Here is a 17,078-nt window from a genome sequence, read left to right on the forward strand (position 1 = left end):
AGTATAAGTTCCAGCGTGGCGACGTGGTATCGTGCGCGAGTCATATAGTTCTTCCGATCAGCTGGGATAAGAATGTGGGTTTCTAAATTTTTGTACGACAGCAAGTTTTATGCAAAAAATTACAAATAATTATTATATTTAATTTGGTTACTTATATTTTTGCATGCCCAGAGATCTATAATTTGTGTAATTTTTTACCTATTTCTTATCACATTGATTTCCTTTTTTCCTTACATTCAATTAACCAAAAAAGTCTACTATTTTTATTGTTTGAGAGGATCTGGATACTTTTCAGTTTTTTCTATGAAATTTCTCTACAAATTAGATTCATCAATAACTTTGAAAACGCCCTCCCGATCCACCGACCAGGAGGATTCCCCATCTGTCCCAGAAAACGAACTGCGGTTCGATTTCAGCTCAACAGCCCCAAAATATTCCCGCCAACCCGCGACAATCTGAAACTCGATTCCGCGGACAACTCATCCCACTGCGCTGCCCTGGTATAGGTATTGACAATGGCGAACATGGTATCTCCTATTTCCTTTGGCCACGCCCATTCCACAGCGTCCTTTTCTTGGGCTTGGGTTTTCGTATTGTAAACACACAAAATCTCGCGAAGCTCTGGCGCACGGGCATCCGAGTCACTGAATGACATTCATCGTGTGTCTACAAATTTTGGCCGTTTTTAGGTGGTTTTTTCGAGGGAAACGAGTTGCTTTGGAGGGTTAATACTCAGCTTTTTTAGTATTTTGCGTGTGTCGGCTGGGATTTCGTTGCGCAAACACACACGGTGATTTAAATCAAAAAATTTTGTAACCTGGAGCTTCTTCAATGAGCGGCGGATTTTGCTCCAGGGCTGGCCGCAAGACCGCTCGGCAAGGCGCTCGATCATCAAGGCCAACACGCAGATTTTGACGTGGGATTCGATCCGGCGGGAGAGCCAGTGGTACATGGGTGTCATTTTGATCTGAGTACGCTTGAGGGATCGGAAGCAGCGCTCGATGACCATCAGACTTTTGTATCCCATTGCGGCATCTTCCAGGCTGATGGTGTCGTCATTGGTTTCAATCACCCATTTGCCGTCATACTTGGCTGCCTGGCGGACAGCCCCTCGGTCAATGCGAATCAGGCCAGCTTTGGTTACACGTAGATAGCGTTTGTATCGCCGGGACGCCAACAACTCGATGGCCCATTGTGCCGAGGCATCGCCGTTCGGGTGACTTTCCAGTTCTTGTTCTAAAAGGGTGACAACTTCTCCCCGGTGCTTTCGTTGGCGTTCGGCCTCTTTGGGATTGAAACAAAGGATGTACCGCTTGCGGCGTACCCCGTCACCGACGATGACTTCCTTGGCCTGCAGGTTATCTTTGAAGACCGTATACCGGCCTCTTTTAGACAGGACGTCAAGCTTGATCTCGGCAACGTTGGCCATCCGGCAGGCCAACATGTACTTGCCGCAGGCGCGGGAAAGCTCGGTTCGGTTGTCCTGGCTGTTCATTCCCGAATCGGCCACGAACATGGCGCGGCCCAGGCTCCAACCCCTCAGGTCGGAACGGACCTGTTCGATGGTGTTTACATCGGTGGTGTTGCCGGGAAGCACCCAACTGCGAACGGGAATGCCTTCGCGGGTGACAGCCAGAGCCACGACTACCTGGGTACTCCAGGTACCTTCTTTGGAGTGGCCGAACTGACGCAATGAAACATCAGGATCGTCTGCATCGTCCTCGTAGTCAGTCGTAAAGGAGGCGGTGGTGGTGTCGTAAAAGATAAGATCCACTTCCAGGTTGAACAGATTGGCGACATGGAAGAAGACGGTTTCTTCCACCTCGGTACAATGGGCATGGAGCATATCCATGGCCTCGTACATGTGCCGCAGTTGCAGTTCCTTACAGGTGGGAAGGTAAACCGTATCGAGCCAGCGGTCCCAAACACCGAGCTTGGAATCCGGTGTGCACAGCCGGTTGGCAGTCATGGCCAACAGCGCTCGCTCGTAGCACTGCGGAAGCTTATTCACCATGGCGATATCGCAAAGGGTTTTTCTCAGACCGATCTTGTCCCAAAGGGCTTCAATGGCCAGGACCAGTCCCAGCTCCACGGTCCTGTCGATCTTCAGGCCTTCGGCAAGATAACCATCGATCTTTTTGGAATCCTGGTCACCGCTGTGGAGATCGACGACCGTCAAGTCGCAGACCCGCGCGATGGAGCGGCACAGCCGAACCAGCTGATCGCGGTCCAGCTGATCGGTTCTTCCGAAGTTGTGGATGATTTTTGCTACCGGCTTACGCGTAACGGGGTGGCGTTCGTTGTGGGCCAGCTGGAAGTACTCGACGACCGATCCGTCTTTGTTCTTCCGTTTTGTGGTTCGCAGGTACATGCTTACCAGACAAGCATGTATTTAATACAAAGTACAGGATTTTTTGTATAGGCGTGTGCCTACAGTTTTTCGGAGTAGCAATTTCCATAACTACCCGAAATTACTCAACCCGACCTGAAAATTGGGTCAAAATGGCACAATTCTGAGGCTGTTTTTGCCTACAAAATAAAAACAAGAGTTGGGCATTTAGACCGAATTGACGATTGAAACTGGCCAACGTCGATTCAGGATCATCCACCGGTGACTCCATAGACAGTTTGAATTGAGATCGCTTATTTCCCAATTCGTATGACACCTTGTCCAACACCTGCGGGAATTCGCTCAGGATCTTGGTACTAACATGCCGGTATGACGCCGACACATCGGATTTTGCCACCAATCCATTAGTACATACCAGGCGTAACACGAATGCCGCGATGGACAGGGATGCCAAGCCCACTTCAGAATTCGATATCGATATGCCCGGCTTGAATTTGATGGCACTGGGGTTTGGCACTAGGGTAATTTGGCACTGGGGTCGCCCAAATTAACCAATTGACATAAATAGATAAAAGGTGAAAAAATGATGCCTGGAAGTACCTTAGGCGACCACTTTTGGGGGTAAAAAACCTATTCTAAACGAATATGAGCGATGGCACGCGCTTATCGACATTTTGTACCGGGATATATTTGGCATATAACCCACCGATGCCATAAGAGAGATTTCCTTTTAAAATTTGCAAAAGATCGCAATCGTTGGATCGAACTCCTTTTCGAAGCAAAAATGAAGTTTCGGCTGTCCATCCTCAATTTTATCGTTACATCCAATCATACCCATCTCATTCTTTCTTCAAGTGAAAATATCCAGGCCATTCCCAAAGCCATGCAGCTTATAGCCGGCAGGACCGCGCAGGAATACAATCGATGCAAAAAACGAAAAGGTGCCTTTTGGCAAGACCGTTATCATGCAACCACCATCGAGTCCGGAGAACATCTGTGGTGGTGCATGGTATATGTCAATTTGAACATGGTTCGCGCAGGAGTGGTGAACCACCCGTCAGAATAGAAATGGGGTGGATATCATGAAATCCAACATCCTAAGGACCGTTACCGATTGATCGATCACAATGCATTGCAAAGGTTTCTCAATGTGGATTCAAATGAAGCCTTGGCCACATCCCACTCTGGATGGATATCCAGCCAGCTGAAAGAAAAACCGGAGCGTCAAAAACATTTCGTGGTAAGTATTGCTGTTGGTGGCGAACCATTTATCAGTAAGCTACAGACAATTCTGGGTATTAATGCTTTAGGCAAAAAGAAACGTCAATTACGAAGTGATGAATATCATCTACGGGAAAACATAGAAAATTACGGAAATGGGGATGGATGGTTTCGATTGCTGATTTCCGCCACAGACCGTCCTCGGATTGTTCCGGGACCAATTCGGCCACCGCAGCGGCAAAATCTTCTTTCCACTGCGGCGTCGACGACTCGCCCAGCCAATTCTGTCGGGCGTAAAGGCCGGCGGGCGTGGTACTGGAACGAAACACGGCATAAGGGTCATGCAACGAATGATTAAAAGACATCGGCCGTTCCATCCTTTTTCTTTACGTTTGCCGGAGACCAAGATTAGGATGATCATGGAGGTTGGAAAAACCCATCCATCGACAACCGCTGGCGGTGAGGTTGCTTGGTGTACCTTGGCATGTCTTACATTATAGATCACCATCCACGTGCATGCAAAACGAATAACGGAGGTTGCCATGAGAACCGCTGAAAACCCGGTGATCATTGTCGGCGGTGGTATTGCCGGATTGGCCTGTGCTCGCCGGCTACAGGACCTTGGCATTCCGGTGCGCATCCTGGAAGTCAGCGGCAGAACCGGCGGCCGCGTCAAAACGGACCAACTTGCCGGCTACCGGCTGGACCGGGGGTTCCAGGTCCTGCATACGGCCTACCCCGAAGCCCAGCGGGCACTCGACTTCCCCCGTCTGGACCTGCGCCGCTTCGCACCGGGAGCCATGATTCGCATTCGGGGACGCTTCTACACCGTAGCCGACCCGCTGCGTCGCCCCAAGCGCTGCTTGACACGCTGCGGGCGCCCATCGGCGGCTTCAAGGATCGGCTGCGGCTGCTGCGTCTGGCCCACCGGGTCTGCCGCGGTCCACTGGAGGCGCTTTTCCGGCAACCAGAAACAACGGCCATGGCGTTTTTACGAGCCCAAGGCTTTTCCGCAAAGATGATCGACCGCTTTATGGTGCCCTTTTTCGGCGGCGTTTGCCTTGATCCGACAATCCGTGCGTCCAGCCGGGTGCTGCGATACATTCTGCGCATGTTTGCCAGCGGTGACGCAGCGATCCTGGCGATGGGCATGGAGGAGATTCCAAAACAATTGGCTGCCGGCCTGCGGCCGGAATGGGTGCAGACCGGAACGCGGGTGCGACGAATTGGCGACGAAAATGTGCTGATGGAAGATGGCAGAAACCTGCCGGCCCGGGCCGTGGTGGTGGCGACCGAATGCCATGAAGCGGCCCTGCTGTTCGATTCAGCATCGAGCCGAGCATCTATCGCCGAGACCTGTATCTATTTTGGCTGCGATCAAGCTCCCTGGCACCTACCGTATCTGATGCTGAACGGCGATGGCCGCGGTCCGATCAACAACATCGCCTTTCCCAGCCGCGTATCATCGTCCTATGCGCCTGCCGGCAAATCCCTGGCCTCCGTGGTCGTTCTCGGCAACCCGGAGGAGGTCGATGACTTGCTGGTGAAAATCGTCCAGGATCAACTGTCCGATTGGTTCGGCGACGAGGTCCACCGCTGGCGGCATCTTATGACCTATCGCATTCCCCATGCCCTGCCGGACCAGTCGCCGCCCACCCGCAATCCAATCTGCACGGAAAGCCAGGTGCGGCCGTGGGTCTTCGTCTGCGGAGAATACGGCAGCCTGCCGGGGATCCAGTGGGCACTGCTTTCCGGTCGGCGAGCCGCCGATGCCGTCCAGGCCCATCTGAGAGACGAGCGGTATCTTTAGGTCATGTATCCGGTTGGGTCAGACGTGGCTTAACACCGCTATCAGCCAATTGCCTGGACACTTCGATGACGATGAATCCGGTGGCAACGGTAACCTGCAAGTGCTTTATCTCATTCCCTACCTTTGCATTTGCTTCGCCAGGCGTTGAATCCGTATCAACGCCAGGTAGCAGACCGGCAGGTAGAAAACGGCCCAGGCCGGCGTGTCGAAGGAGAGCCGGCACCTGCCCGGCCCCAGGGGTTCGACGCGGTGACCGGTCGCCGGAACCCCGGCGATGCGCCAATCCCAGTACAGCCCTGGTTCGAAGTCGTCGACCGCGAAGGAAATCCAGAGGCCCAAGGAGGTCAGGATGCGGCCTGTGGAGGCTGAATGAATGACGGCATCGCTGCAGTCGACGGCCCGCACGGACGGTCCCCAGCGAGGCCATAGGCGGGTATCCGTGATCAACCGCCAGATAACATCGGATGAAATCGCATAGGTTTTACCAATCGTCAGCCGCATGTCTTTTTCCCATATCGACCAGGGCGGTCGACGACCGGTTCAATGGGGCGTTTCGTATGGATCGAGCAGCATTTCCTGCTGACCGGCATCGAATGATTTCAGGTCCGGATGGCTGTTGATAAAGCGGGCACAGGAATTCCACCGCAATATGGCATCTTGGTTGTCCGGATCGCAGCCTGCCAGGGCCTGATCATATTGGTGCATCGCCTTGGCAAACCAGTCATAAGCAACAGCCCCTGAACCGGGCCCCTTTTGCTTAAAATGAAATTTAGCCCGCCGCTCAAAGATAATTCCCGTGTAGTAAAACTTGCAGTAAGAAGTATCCATGCGGGCCACGATCTCTTTGGCCTCCTCGAACAGGGGCTGCAAACCGAATTCGACGAACTTATCCGTTACTGCCAAAATAAGGGTGATCAGGGCCTCCTGGTTGTCGGGAGCAACGGCCAGAATGTCCTGGCAGATGCTCTCTGCTTCGTCTGGTTCGTTCAGCAGGCGGTAGCTCTTGGCTTTCTCCAAAGCGGATGGAACGGCTTCCGGTGTAAGGACTTTCAATTCGAACATAATGGCCTCTCTTTTGGTAAGGTTGATTTCAGCAAGTATCGGATAAGATAAAATAATACTCGGGCTTGTTGACCATATGCAAGGTGTGCCGGATTGTAGCGAGACAGCCGGCTGCCGCTTCGATTAAGGGAAAAATTCATCATCGACATGGCCCACCGCTTGAGGGCAACGCCCGAATGAGGCGGCCGGCGTACGCTGCTCATCTGCAGGCCTCAATACAGAAGGGTTCTCTCAATCTGCGGCATTGGCACGCAGGGCCGCCAACAGCGTTTCGGGCCGGGGGTGATCGGCCGGTCCTGAAGCATGGTGGCTGAACAGGATACGGCCTTCGGTGTCGATGATGAAGACCCCGGGCAGCTGTCGCACGTCTCCTTGGGGAACACCGATCCCATGGCCTTTGGCCATGGCCGAGACCCCTCGAAACACCATTTTGGCAGAGAGCAACGATCCAGCGGTGGCCTGTTTAAGGCGAAAGGCCTCGAAAAGCCGTTTATCCGGATCGGCAATCATGGGAAAGGGAACGTCGAAGCGGTCTTTGAATGCCGCCGTCTGTTCGACATTGCCCAATCCAACCAGCACTATGGCCGCACCCAGGCGGTCAAAAGCATTTTTTTCGCGGCGCAACTGCGCCACCTGCTCGCGGCAAAACGGTCAGCCGTAATGCCTCAAAAAAACCAGCACCAGCGGACCCTGTCGCCAGAAGTCGCCCAGCGAAGCCCGCGAATGATCCCACAGTTGTACCTCTTGTTCGCCGATTGCACGCAGATTCAGCTCCATGGTCAATTCCTTTCATCTCTAGTTGGCCGCAGCTTCCCGAAGCCGCATGAACGCACCAAGATTGTCCATCGTCACGACACCGACGAGCTTCCCCTTCCGGGTCACAGGCAACAGGTCACATCGACATTCATTCAGCTTGGTAACGACCGTGTCCAGCATTTCCGTTGATTCGACAGAAAAGGTGTCCTTGCGGATGATGGAAGCTACCGCTTTCTGGACATCATGTCTGGACAGCGCCTCGAATAGATCTGTCTGCCGTAGAACGCCCTCCAAAATGCCATCGCTGACGACCGGGAAATCTTTCTGGGTGCCGGTCAGCGTGAGGTCTGCCGCGCGCTGCAAACTGTCATCGGCGGAAAGGCTCTTGAATTCGTCGATCATCACCTGGTGAACCGGGATGCCGCCGACAGCGGCTTTGATTCGGGTCAACGCCACTTCCTGGGTTGCACCCAGCCAGACGAAGACCGCGATGAACAAAAGAAACGGATTGTAGAACAGGCCGATCAGGCCAAACAAAACGGCAATCGAACGGCCGGTGGAAGCGGCAATCCGGGTCGCCCGGCCGTAGCTCAACCGCGTTGCCAGAGCGGCCCGCAAGACGCGTCCCCCATCCATGGGAAAGGCGGGAATCATGTTGAAGGCGATCATGAACAGATTGACCGCCATGAGACGCTCCAAAAGCGGGCCTGCGGTGACCGTTAACCCCTGCAACGGTTCCCACGAGGCCGTTGCCTGCAGCCAGACGAACAAGGCCGCTGCAATGACAATGTTGACGGCCGGTCCGGCCAGGGCCACCCAAAATTCCTGTATGGGTTGGGAAGGAATCTTCTCCAAGCGCGCTACCCCGCCAATCGGCAGCAAAATGATGTCGCGGGTCGCGATCCCATACCGCCTGGCCATCAGGGCATGGCCGAATTCATGCAGCACCACGCATAGGAAGATGGCCAGAATGAACAAAACACCGACCAGTGCCGAACCGACACTTTGATCCCGCTGCCAGTGCAGCAGCGCAACCCATCCGATAAGCATTAAAAAGGTGAGATGCATATACACGTCGATACCGACGAATTTTCCTATTTTGACAGACCATTTCATGTCAGCACCTCCTGCCGGCGATCATACTCTTCGGGGTACCGGCTTATTCATTACCATTATTGAATTAAATTTAGGATCGATCCAGAAGGCTGCAATATGAAATGCCTGATCGGTAGTCGGTAGGCCAATCCTACCCATATTCATGTGCGGTATATCGTGAAGAGGATTTCGGAATAACCGGCAGATAGGGAACCGCCCAAAAGAGCACCGGTGAGCGGTCCGGGCGGTAACACCATGGAACCACACCGCACTTTGTGGCGTATATACGTCAAAGGGTGTTCAGCACGGCCCGGTAGTGTTCGGCCTGGGCCAACAGGTCATCCTGCTTGCGGGTCTTCATCCGATCCCAGTTCCGAAGCATCATTGCGATACGGGGATTGCCGGAAAGCAACTGCCGATGGCGATGAACAAAGGCCCAATAGAAACTGTTGAAGGGGCAAGCCCGCTCTCCCACGGGTTTTTGCCAGTGGTAATGACACGCTTCGCAGTAATCGCTCATTTTGTGGATATAGTTGGCCGACGAGATATAGGGCTTGGTGGCCACCAGCCCCCCATCGGCATACTGGCTCATTCCCCGTGTATTGACGATCTCCACCCATTGGATTGCATCGATGTAGATGCCCAGGTACCATCCGTCGACTTCGTCCGGATCGATACCCGCCAAGAGGGCGAAATTACCCGTGATCATGAGCCGCTGGATATGGTGGGCGTAGGCATGCTCGAGGGATTGGGATATGACGCTGCGCAGGCAATTCATGCGGGTGTCGGATGTCCAGTAATAATCGGGAAGGCGGGCGCTGTGGCCGAAATGATTCATGGATGCGTAGGCCGGCATGTGGGCCCAGTAGATGCCGCGCATATATTCACGCCAGCCGAGAATCTGTCGTATAAATCCTTCCAGTTGCGCGATCCCCACCGCTTCCCCGGAAGTCGACCGGGACCGGTCCATGGCCGTCTGAATCACCTCCAGGGGATGGAGCATCTTGGTGTTGAGCGCAAAGGAGAGCAGGGAATGAAAAAGGAACGCGCTTTCGGTTGTCATGGCGTCCTGGTAGGTACCGAAGTAGGGTAGCCGCTGATCGACAAACGCCTGCAACTGTTGTAGGGCCTGCTTTCGGGTCACCGGCCAGATCAACCGTTTGGGGCCGACCCGGCCGAAGGTGGGCACCTGGCAGCGATCGAGCATGGCGACGATATCGGACACATCATTGCTGAAGAGGCAGGTCTCGGGCAGCGTGACCGCGCCGTCGTAGCGTTGGCGATTGCTTTGATCGTAATTCCATTTGCCGCCCGCGGGCTTCCCGCCATCCATGAGGATATCATGGCGTCTGCGCATCTGCCGGTAGAAGGATTCCATCAGATACCGCTTCTTGCCTTGGAAATGCCGGGCCACATCGCCGCGTTCTGTCAAAAAATGCTCCGTATCCGTAACCGCCGAGGAAATGGACAGATGGGCGGCCAGCCGGGCCAGCTTGCGGTCCAATTGGTAGTCGTCAGGTAGCATGTATTCGAATCGCGCGATGCGGTGTTCGCGGATCAGGCGGTTCAGGTTGGCTTCGAAGGCCTGCTCGTTTTTTGGATCGTCCAGGCGCAGATAGACCACGCGATGTCCCATGCGGACAAGGTCGTCGGCGAAATGGCGCATGGCGCTGAAAAAACCGGCTACTTTTTGAATGTGCGGCTTGACGACGTCCGTTTCCTGACGGACCTCCATCAGCGTGTAAAGGACGTCTGCTCGAACCTGCTTGAACCAGCTATGCTGGGTGTTGAGCTGGTCACCGAGGATCAATCGGAGGGTGGCGACGTTTTTCAAGGATTGCGGTCCTTGTCTGACGCCCATTCCATGATAGCTTGCTGAATCGCCAAATAGTGGGTCGTCTCGTTTTCTTCGTTGTGAATGGGAGCAATTTTCCATTGCATCATAAATTCGGATCCATCCTTGCGGTAGTTGATGGCGCGTCCCTGGAAAACCTTGCCATTGGAAATGTCCATCTTCAGGCGATCGATGACCTCCTGGTCGGTTTTGGGTCCTTGCAGGATCGATGGTGATTCTCCGATGACATCTTCGGGTTCATAGCCGGTCATCAGGGTAAAGGCCGGGTTGACATAGACGATCGGATAACCCGGACCCGCTTCCGATATCATGATCGAGTTGTAGGATTCTTCCATGGAAGCTTCCAGCAGGCGCTTCATGATGTAGCGATAGTTTTCATCTCTTTCGAAAATGTCAAAAATATCTTTCTTGCCTTCCATTTCTTTAACTCCTTTGTCGCCTTGGTCATTGAACTGTTGAAACGATGATTGGGTCTGTGGATAGTGATTCCATTCAGGAAAATTGCTTGAAGAATGACCAGATCATCTCTGCAGCATCAAGATTATATAGGGGGTCATCTTTCGATAGTTTGCCGGTGAAATACGGTCCCGGCCAAAGATGTCCCCAACCGTCGAGCTTACACAAAACTGTCATTGATGAATCCGTGCAGGTATCCCAGGCAGTTATCTGAACCGCCCCATCGTGCGAGGTTGAAACCACAGGCTCGCCCTGGCATCCATTGGCGTCAATCCAAAATTGAACCGACGCGTCAACGGAAAGATAGGTTCGCCCACCCTTGCGGTGCATCGAGACACCACCCCCAAAGGGAACGTCATCGTCATTCAAGCCATGCATAATCAGGATTGGCAGCCGTTTTTTGGGCGCTGGGATGCGCCATTGAGGAGCATCCTGATTGGGACGGCCACCGATACTGGCGGCGATTGAGGCGGCTGCAGCGAGCATATCCGTATGTTCCGCAGCAAATCGATAGGTCATCATGCCGCCGTTCGAAAAGCCAACCATATAGACGCGGTTTCGATCGATCGATAGACGATTGCAGACATCCTTTATCGCGTCGGCCAAATACCCGACGTCGTCAATCTTGTCGTTAGCGGCTTTTCCGCAACAGTGCCCTGCATTCCAATGCTGCAAATAGCCGAAAATACCAATACCCTCTGGATAGAGGACGACAAAATTTTCCCGATTGGCGAGATGGCTGAACCCGGAAAATTTTTCCATGCCTTTCGCTGTATCGAAAGCTCCGTGAATAACGACGACCATCGGCAGTTGGGTCAAGCCGTCATATCCCGAAGGAATGTGTACGCGGTAAGAACGCCGAAATCCTCCCGTAACAAGATCCATGCGCTGTTGATAGGTAGCAGGACCCTTTTGCGTTGGCGATGGCAATGATCCGTTACAGGCGCTTAGCGATACGATCGAAGAAACCAGTCCAAACAAAACGAATTTCAGGTATCGGTTCATTGTTTTGGATCCAGTTCGCATCATCATGGATTGATGATTTTCCCATCAAAATGGAAAAAGGCCGAATGATCGCATTCGGCCTTTTTTTTCAATAGCTATCAAAATCCGAATTAGCCAGGAATGGAGACCGGAGAGGCATTGCCGATGAATTCCATGGTTTCCTCATACTTGCCGCGCATATCGATGGAGCCCTGTTCAAGGTCTTTCTTGATGGGACTCCAATCCGACGGACACTCCGTACGAAGTTGTTCAACCCGTTTGGCCATGTCATCCATCAGCATGTTAAGATCCTGAATGTTCATCAGCATCTTCTCTTTCTCAGCCGTTCCGAGGCGGTCGATCTTGCGCATTGCATCGTACATTTTGGCTTTCCATGAGGTCATCTCCGATTCCATTGCCGAACAAAAGTCTTTTACATCCATTCGCATTCCTCCTTGTTTTAAATAATCAGATACAGAAATGAATATAAAAAGCCACAAGGCGGAATAGGGTCCGAAAGGACGGCAGATGAATTATAAACGATACGAGAGGAACGTGCGAATCACAAAATCGGTGTCTTTTTGGGAGCAATCCTTGTAGCGATAGATTGAACTATAGTACTAAAATCATGTTAAGGTCAATACTTGAGGTCGAGGATCGGTGCTGAATCGCCTAAGCAACATTGCTAAAGTTTGCATTCCAGTTCTTTTTCAACTGAAAAGACGTGCGGAGACCCAGTTGGTGAATCACCAAATTTACGCGCAATTTGCACCAAAACGCCTTTGAACAGCCAATCGTGAATGGGAAGCATGCCATACCAGTAAGCAATTCCGGAGAATCCCTTCGGCAAAAACCTTGAAACCATCTCCAACCTTACCTGACCTTGTGACTTGCTGTGAATGCGAAATTCAAGCAATGCGTCTCCGGGCGCTTTCATCTCGGATAAGAGCAGCAGACGGCGAGGTGGCTCATGGGCAACCACACGCCAAAAGTCCAGCGCATCACCGGTTCTTAATTTTTGGGAATGCCTCCGCCCGCGCATCAGGCCGGGTCCACCCACCATTCGGTCCAGCATGCCCCTCAAACGCCACAGCGATTGGGCGAAATACCATCCATTGCGACCACCGACCGCTTCAATGGCTTCCCAGACTTTTGATATTTCCCCCTCAAACGCGATGCGGTAACCCCGACGCATGACGGTGCCCCCTGCATAGTCGGCATCCCCACAAGTTGTCCATTCAGGGGGTAATTGCCCCCCACCATCGAAACAGCAGGTATCCACCTGCTCTTGCTGAACGCGTTTGAGAGCTGTTCTGATCGCCTCTTCACAGCTAAAAAGCTTTACCGGAACCCATTCACGAATCATGTCTTCTTTGCAAATCACGGGAATGCTCAGTCCTTCTGCCAAAGGCTGGGCGATGGAGGCCGGCACCGGCGTGACCAGATGAATCCATTTGGCACTCAGCCAAGGGGTTAAAACCGGAACGGAGATAATAATTCTTTTGGGCAACCCGGCCACCCGGCAATAGATATCGATCAGGTCCTGGTAGTTTAGAATGTCAGGCCCTCCGATGTCCAGCGTTTTACCGGTGGTTTGTGGTGCGGACAGACAACCGGCCAGATAGTCAAGTACATTGGAAATGGCGATCGGCTGGCAGGGCGTTCGCAGCCACCTGGGTGTAATCATGATCGGCAGTCGCTCGACAAGGTAACGCAGCATCTCGAATGATGCGCTACCCGAGCCCAGTATCATGGCTGCCCGAAGATTGGTGACGGGGACACGACCCGCCTCCAGTATGCCCTCTACCTCATGGCGCGATCGAAGGTGATGACTCAGGTTTTCGTGGTCCTTGTCCCCCAGTCCTCCCAAATAGATGATGCGTTGCATGCCATTTTGTTCTGCACACGCCACCATATTTTCGGCCGCCTTGCGGTCGGCCTCGGCAAACCGGCGTTTATGGGCGTTCATGGAGTGGATAAGGTAATAGGCTGTGTCGCAGTCCTCGCCCGCCTGAATGAACGAGGCCTGATCGAGGGCGTCACCCGGCAAGATGTCCAAAGCTGGATGGCCTGCCCACGGCCGGGCCAGCAGTTTCTGCGGGGAGCGCACCATTGCCCGAACGCGATAGCCGCGATCCAGTAGCATTGGGATAAGACGGCCTCCCACATAGCCGGTACCACCGGTAACAAGAATGGATCTATTCGCTGTCATTCGACAAATACCCTTTTAATCTTTTTTTATCGGATGATTTCATGATGGATTCGCTCCGGGCCTTCTGCAAATAAAAAAGAATCAAATTCAACACTCAAGAATGCGACACCCCCTTTGCGAATGAAGTCCTGCAGGTTAGGGTGCTGCTGTTTAAAGGCCTCTTTAACGCTATCGATTTCCTTGTCCGACTCCAGAATGGAGCAGGTGCCTGACACGGTAAGCGCTTGGGTATTTTCACGTCCTTGCTCGCCTCGCGTATCGATAAGCAGGCTCACCTCAGGATGGTTTTTGATATTATGATATTTCTTGGTGTTAATCGGCGTAACCAAATAAAGTCGGTCTGCAGCCTCCGAAGCGATATAGGCCATTAGCGAGCAATGCGGTATATTGCCGTCCGTAGTTGCCAGAACACAACTGCTTTTTCGCATGAGCAGCGCATTTATTTTGTCGATCATATCGAGTGTATTTGTTAGCTTTTTGGGATTGTTTATCGCGGCGTGACTGCCTGTGCCAATTTAATTTTACATCTACCACTTTAACAGCCACGCAACAACACATAAACAGAAGCAGCATACCGTATAGGAAAAAATAGTCGGCTTTATGATTGCTTCATGCTATAGATAACAAATAAGATTATACTGTTGGCCTGCTCTTCAATTAAGGATTACGATGGGAGAAAAATCATGCAAGGCTCCATTAAAATCGGTGTGAGTTCATGTTTGTTAGGAACTCGTCAGTTGTAAGTTTTTCATAGGAAGGTAGGCACACCACTCCATGCTTTATCCCTCAAAGCCCCACATTTTTTCTTTACTAATGCTTTCGATAACCTTAAATACCGGGCTCTTCCAATTCCGGTAGAGAATCTACTTCTTCAAATACTGCTTTTTTATTGCAACATCCCTGAATAATTTTTCGCATTACCGCGCCGGGAGCGAAACTGATTAAATCCCTGGATAGTAATACTTCCATCACGGATTTAACGGTTCGCTCAGACGGCAAATCGCGGGATTTGGTTCTTAGAAACCCCGCATAGTAGCTCCAAATTGATTGTTCGAATTTGAGCGAAATCAATTGCAAAAGCCCCAAAGCAATGGCACCGGTCATCACGAATCGTTCATATGCCCTGTGACAGCGTTTTATCGTTTCGATATCTGTTCGAGCCGGCTTTTTCAGATTCCGGTTTTTTACCGGTTTCCGGGAATGCCGGGCCAGTCGTTTCGTCCAGAAGCGGTATCGAAAAACGCCCATTAGATTCTTTAGCATGTCAAACATGGTTTCGATTCGGACTCTTGCGCAATACAGTTCAATGGCGGTAATCGGATTTTGATTAAGGTCGCTGCACATCAGGACAATCGGCCCTCGGCTGGTAACGGCGAGCACGAATCGAATCAGACTCCCGGTCGGTTTCCACAAAAGGTCCAATGAGGTGATGGAAATATCTTCGATCTTTCCATAAACAGAACACCTCACTTTTAAAAACAGGTCTGACTGATCAAACAATTCAAGGAGCTTGACCTTTTCCCCATATTTCGCAGGTCGCCCCACAGGTCGTTTGCCGTAAGGCGTTTCAGCCTGGAAATAGCCCACGCAATTTTTCTTGGCTCTTATGATTAACGTAAGCAGCGGGCACTGGTCCTTAATCGACCGTAAAGAATCAGCCAGTTTGAAAACTGCACCGCCTGGGGAAAAAAGCATCCAGGATAAGGATGCTCCGCAAATCGTGTCTTACGCTTAAATCGAGCGCCATTTGAATAATTCGGGTACCCAGAGTTTCTCTGTCGTTTTCCGTTTTGCTATTTTCACCGACATGGACAAGTCCCTGATGAATCCTAAGGTCCAACGGAATACAAAATGGAGACTCCAGCGAGCCGATCAGCATTCCGATCGCTCCCCAAAAGTGCCCTCTAAAATAGGACGGTTTGCTTTGGGTCTCAGAATGCTGATGCATCGACACCACACAGGGCATCTTTCGGCCATCTTTGGCAACGCAGGTGTGGTCGCCAAGCAGGACGGCGCGCCCATCAGCACAAACGACCTCATTTTGAGAAAGAACAAATGTTGACCAATAAGTGATCAGTGCATCGAAAGACCATACGGATACTCGGAAAAAATGAAGGAACGAATGGTAGCCACATGTACCCAGGCCCCAAAACCGGCAAAAAGAGGTAACGCCCCGCATCTCATGGGTTCCCATAAACCCCAGTATTACCGTGCAAAAAATCAACCACGTCGATTTTCGAGAGAACATCTTGCGAAAATACATCAAGCTTTGATAAGTATAGCTCAGCATTTTGAATCTTCTTTCGTTAGAGTTTAGGATCTCGAATTAGAAAAAGATTCAAAATGCATTTTTTTGCCTCGTTGTCACGCAATTTCTCGAAAAAACTTACGACTGACGAGGTCCATGTTAAAGAGCTTTTTAATGATAAGATCCCATAGGACAAGCTATTTTGAAGGAATTGATAGCTTCTACCTACCATCACGCAGCCAACCGGCTAACATTGCCGAATTGCGTTGATGCCATATCTTTGTAACAAGCAAAACGGAACATCAACAACAAAACAATCAACCGATGAGGTGATATCATGGCCGAAAATAAATCTCAGGATTACTTTGACGACAAGAGCGAAGGACACGTTGACACCCGCGAAAGAAACTTCGAGTGTGAAAACAAAGACGAACATTTGGGATGTGATCCGGGAATCGATGTGGCTGGATAACCGAAAGGAAGGTGCCCTATGATTGGAACGGCAATTACTCTGATAACGCTGGGTTACTTCATTAACAGATGTATAGCTGGCCGGGAATCAGGAGCCTCATGTAAGATCTAAGGGCATGATAAACGGCAGAGCTTCGACAACGAAGGCAACAAAAATATTCCGGTGACATAACGGTTGAACGGGCAGAGCCTCTAACGGGGCTCTGCCTATTTTTTTGGATAGACCTTGCAGCATTGCCGGTCAGACCTTATATTATAGTCAAACCGGAGCAATGCAAAAGGACATGTTGTGGATGTCCAAGTGGTCACCATCTCCTCCGTGACCCTTTCCATGCACCCCTCAGCTCCGGTTCCAATTTTTATGTCGATTTCTTAAACAAGATAGGCATCAGACATCTTCATCAATACTGGTTTTTTCTGGCTATTTTTCCGGATTATAAAAATATACCGGACCACCCAAAGGCGGCCCGGGGAGGAGGAGAATAAGATGAACAAATGGTATTTATATTTTCGGACTCCCTGGTACCTGGACGGGGTCAGCAGAGTATCCGTTGTTTT

The 17,078-nt window shown here is 51.5% G+C and carries 18 protein-coding genes; 5 read left to right on the plus strand and 13 right to left on the minus strand.

Translation table 11 applies throughout. From position 1 onward, the window contains the following. Positions 1 to 685: 685 nt before the first annotated feature. Complete coding sequence (locus tag Dvar_RS27280; protein WP_419656296.1) at positions 686 to 2,371, minus strand: IS1634 family transposase; 1,686 nt, start codon at positions 2,369 to 2,371, stop codon at positions 686 to 688. A gap of 631 nt (positions 2,372 to 3,002) precedes the next feature. On the opposite strand from Dvar_RS27280, the gene Dvar_RS27285 reads away from it, so the two are divergent. From Dvar_RS27285 to Dvar_RS27300, 4 genes are all read left to right on the plus strand, one after another. Beyond that, entirely contained in the window at positions 3,003 to 3,416 is a 414-nt protein-coding gene (locus tag Dvar_RS27285) for a transposase (protein WP_419656297.1), read from the plus strand. A gap of 48 nt (positions 3,417 to 3,464) precedes the next feature. Next, on the plus strand, positions 3,465 to 3,929 hold the full coding sequence (locus Dvar_RS27290) for a hypothetical protein (RefSeq protein ID WP_419656298.1): 465 nt from the start codon (positions 3,465 to 3,467) through the stop codon (positions 3,927 to 3,929). Between the two features lie 184 nt (positions 3,930 to 4,113). After that, positions 4,114 to 4,593 carry an FAD-dependent oxidoreductase gene (locus Dvar_RS27295; protein ID WP_419656299.1) on the plus strand — a complete coding sequence of 160 codons (480 nt, stop codon included), beginning with the start codon at positions 4,114 to 4,116 and terminating at the stop codon, positions 4,591 to 4,593. Beyond that, entirely contained in the window at positions 4,518 to 5,381 is an 864-nt protein-coding gene (locus tag Dvar_RS27300; RefSeq protein WP_419664166.1) for an FAD-dependent oxidoreductase, read from the plus strand. Before Dvar_RS27295 ends, Dvar_RS27300 begins: the two co-directional genes overlap by 76 nt. A 117-nt stretch (positions 5,382 to 5,498) precedes the next feature. On the opposite strand, the gene Dvar_RS27305 is transcribed toward Dvar_RS27300, so the two are convergent. The 12 genes from Dvar_RS27305 to Dvar_RS27360 all read right to left on the minus strand — a co-directional run bounded on the left by Dvar_RS27305 (position 5,499) and on the right by Dvar_RS27360 (position 16,091). Beyond that, positions 5,499 to 5,882 (minus strand): SRPBCC family protein, encoded by a 384-nt coding sequence (locus Dvar_RS27305; RefSeq protein ID WP_419656300.1) that lies wholly within the window; start codon positions 5,880 to 5,882, stop codon positions 5,499 to 5,501. Positions 5,883 to 5,921: 39 nt separating this feature from the next. Next, entirely contained in the window at positions 5,922 to 6,443 is a 522-nt protein-coding gene (locus tag Dvar_RS27310) for a hypothetical protein (RefSeq protein ID WP_419656301.1), read from the minus strand. A 231-nt stretch (positions 6,444 to 6,674) separates the two neighbouring features. Next, positions 6,675 to 7,220 (minus strand): SelL-related redox protein, encoded by a 546-nt coding sequence (locus Dvar_RS27315; RefSeq protein ID WP_419656302.1) that lies wholly within the window; start codon positions 7,218 to 7,220, stop codon positions 6,675 to 6,677. Positions 7,221 to 7,238: 18 nt separating this feature from the next. Beyond that, positions 7,239 to 8,315, minus strand: coding sequence for a site-2 protease family protein (locus tag Dvar_RS27320; protein WP_419656303.1), 1,077 nt, complete (start codon positions 8,313 to 8,315; stop codon positions 7,239 to 7,241). Between the two features lie 268 nt (positions 8,316 to 8,583). Next, positions 8,584 to 10,128, minus strand: a complete 1,545-nt coding sequence (locus Dvar_RS27325) for a cryptochrome/photolyase family protein (RefSeq protein ID WP_419656304.1) — start codon at positions 10,126 to 10,128, stop codon at positions 8,584 to 8,586. Further along, positions 10,125 to 10,568 (minus strand): PAS domain-containing protein, encoded by a 444-nt coding sequence (locus Dvar_RS27330; protein ID WP_419656305.1) that lies wholly within the window; start codon positions 10,566 to 10,568, stop codon positions 10,125 to 10,127. Before Dvar_RS27330 ends, Dvar_RS27325 begins: the two co-directional genes overlap by 4 nt. A gap of 73 nt (positions 10,569 to 10,641) precedes the next feature. Next, entirely contained in the window at positions 10,642 to 11,610 is a 969-nt protein-coding gene (locus Dvar_RS27335; protein ID WP_419656306.1) for an alpha/beta hydrolase family esterase, read from the minus strand. Between the two features lie 110 nt (positions 11,611 to 11,720). Continuing rightward, the gene (locus Dvar_RS27340; RefSeq protein WP_419656307.1) at positions 11,721 to 12,032 is read right to left on the minus strand and encodes a hypothetical protein; all 312 of its coding nucleotides are present in this window, start codon (positions 12,030 to 12,032) and stop codon (positions 11,721 to 11,723) included. Positions 12,033 to 12,274: 242 nt separating this feature from the next. Then, positions 12,275 to 13,801: an SDR family oxidoreductase gene (locus Dvar_RS27345; protein ID WP_419656308.1), complete on the minus strand. Its 1,527-nt coding sequence runs from the start codon at positions 13,799 to 13,801 to the stop codon at positions 12,275 to 12,277. A 26-nt stretch (positions 13,802 to 13,827) separates the two neighbouring features. Further along, positions 13,828 to 14,256 carry a pyridoxamine 5'-phosphate oxidase family protein gene (locus Dvar_RS27350; protein ID WP_419656309.1) on the minus strand — a complete coding sequence of 143 codons (429 nt, stop codon included), beginning with the start codon at positions 14,254 to 14,256 and terminating at the stop codon, positions 13,828 to 13,830. 373 nt (positions 14,257 to 14,629) lie between these two features. Further along, positions 14,630 to 15,496: a hypothetical protein gene (locus Dvar_RS27355; RefSeq protein WP_419656310.1), complete on the minus strand. Its 867-nt coding sequence runs from the start codon at positions 15,494 to 15,496 to the stop codon at positions 14,630 to 14,632. Continuing rightward, positions 15,456 to 16,091: a transposase gene (locus Dvar_RS27360; RefSeq protein ID WP_419656311.1), complete on the minus strand. Its 636-nt coding sequence runs from the start codon at positions 16,089 to 16,091 to the stop codon at positions 15,456 to 15,458. The genes Dvar_RS27355 and Dvar_RS27360 overlap by 41 nt, the downstream gene beginning before the upstream one ends. 295 nt (positions 16,092 to 16,386) lie before the next feature. Between Dvar_RS27360 and Dvar_RS27365 the strand changes: the two genes are divergently transcribed. Further along, positions 16,387 to 16,521 carry a hypothetical protein gene (locus tag Dvar_RS27365; protein WP_419656312.1) on the plus strand — a complete coding sequence of 45 codons (135 nt, stop codon included), beginning with the start codon at positions 16,387 to 16,389 and terminating at the stop codon, positions 16,519 to 16,521. Positions 16,522 to 17,078 lie beyond the last annotated feature (557 nt).

Source organism: Desulfosarcina variabilis str. Montpellier (assembly GCF_048565275.1).
Lineage (GTDB): Bacteria > Desulfobacterota > Desulfobacteria > Desulfobacterales > Desulfosarcinaceae > Desulfosarcina > Desulfosarcina variabilis.

What these genes read in the sequence shown, in the direction of transcription:
- Dvar_RS27280 (WP_419656296.1), bottom strand. Translation starts at nt 2,371, where the DNA reads ATGTACCTGCGAACCACAAAACGGAAGAACAAAGACGGATCGGTCGTC.
- Dvar_RS27285 (WP_419656297.1), top strand. Translation starts at nt 3,003, where the DNA reads ATGGCACGCGCTTATCGACATTTTGTACCGGGATATATTTGGCATATA.
- Dvar_RS27295 (WP_419656299.1), top strand. Translation starts at nt 4,114, where the DNA reads ATGAGAACCGCTGAAAACCCGGTGATCATTGTCGGCGGTGGTATTGCC.
- Dvar_RS27305 (WP_419656300.1), bottom strand. Translation starts at nt 5,882, where the DNA reads ATGCGGCTGACGATTGGTAAAACCTATGCGATTTCATCCGATGTTATC.
- Dvar_RS27310 (WP_419656301.1), bottom strand. Translation starts at nt 6,443, where the DNA reads ATGTTCGAATTGAAAGTCCTTACACCGGAAGCCGTTCCATCCGCTTTG.
- Dvar_RS27320 (WP_419656303.1), bottom strand. Translation starts at nt 8,315, where the DNA reads ATGAAATGGTCTGTCAAAATAGGAAAATTCGTCGGTATCGACGTGTAT.
- Dvar_RS27330 (WP_419656305.1), bottom strand. Translation starts at nt 10,568, where the DNA reads ATGGAAGGCAAGAAAGATATTTTTGACATTTTCGAAAGAGATGAAAAC.
- Dvar_RS27335 (WP_419656306.1), bottom strand. Translation starts at nt 11,610, where the DNA reads ATGAACCGATACCTGAAATTCGTTTTGTTTGGACTGGTTTCTTCGATC.
- Dvar_RS27340 (WP_419656307.1), bottom strand. Translation starts at nt 12,032, where the DNA reads ATGGATGTAAAAGACTTTTGTTCGGCAATGGAATCGGAGATGACCTCA.
- Dvar_RS27345 (WP_419656308.1), bottom strand. Translation starts at nt 13,801, where the DNA reads ATGACAGCGAATAGATCCATTCTTGTTACCGGTGGTACCGGCTATGTG.
- Dvar_RS27350 (WP_419656309.1), bottom strand. Translation starts at nt 14,256, where the DNA reads ATGATCGACAAAATAAATGCGCTGCTCATGCGAAAAAGCAGTTGTGTT.
- Dvar_RS27355 (WP_419656310.1), bottom strand. Translation starts at nt 15,496, where the DNA reads ATGCTTTTTTCCCCAGGCGGTGCAGTTTTCAAACTGGCTGATTCTTTA.
- Dvar_RS27360 (WP_419656311.1), bottom strand. Translation starts at nt 16,091, where the DNA reads ATGCTGAGCTATACTTATCAAAGCTTGATGTATTTTCGCAAGATGTTC.
- Dvar_RS27365 (WP_419656312.1), top strand. Translation starts at nt 16,387, where the DNA reads ATGGCCGAAAATAAATCTCAGGATTACTTTGACGACAAGAGCGAAGGA.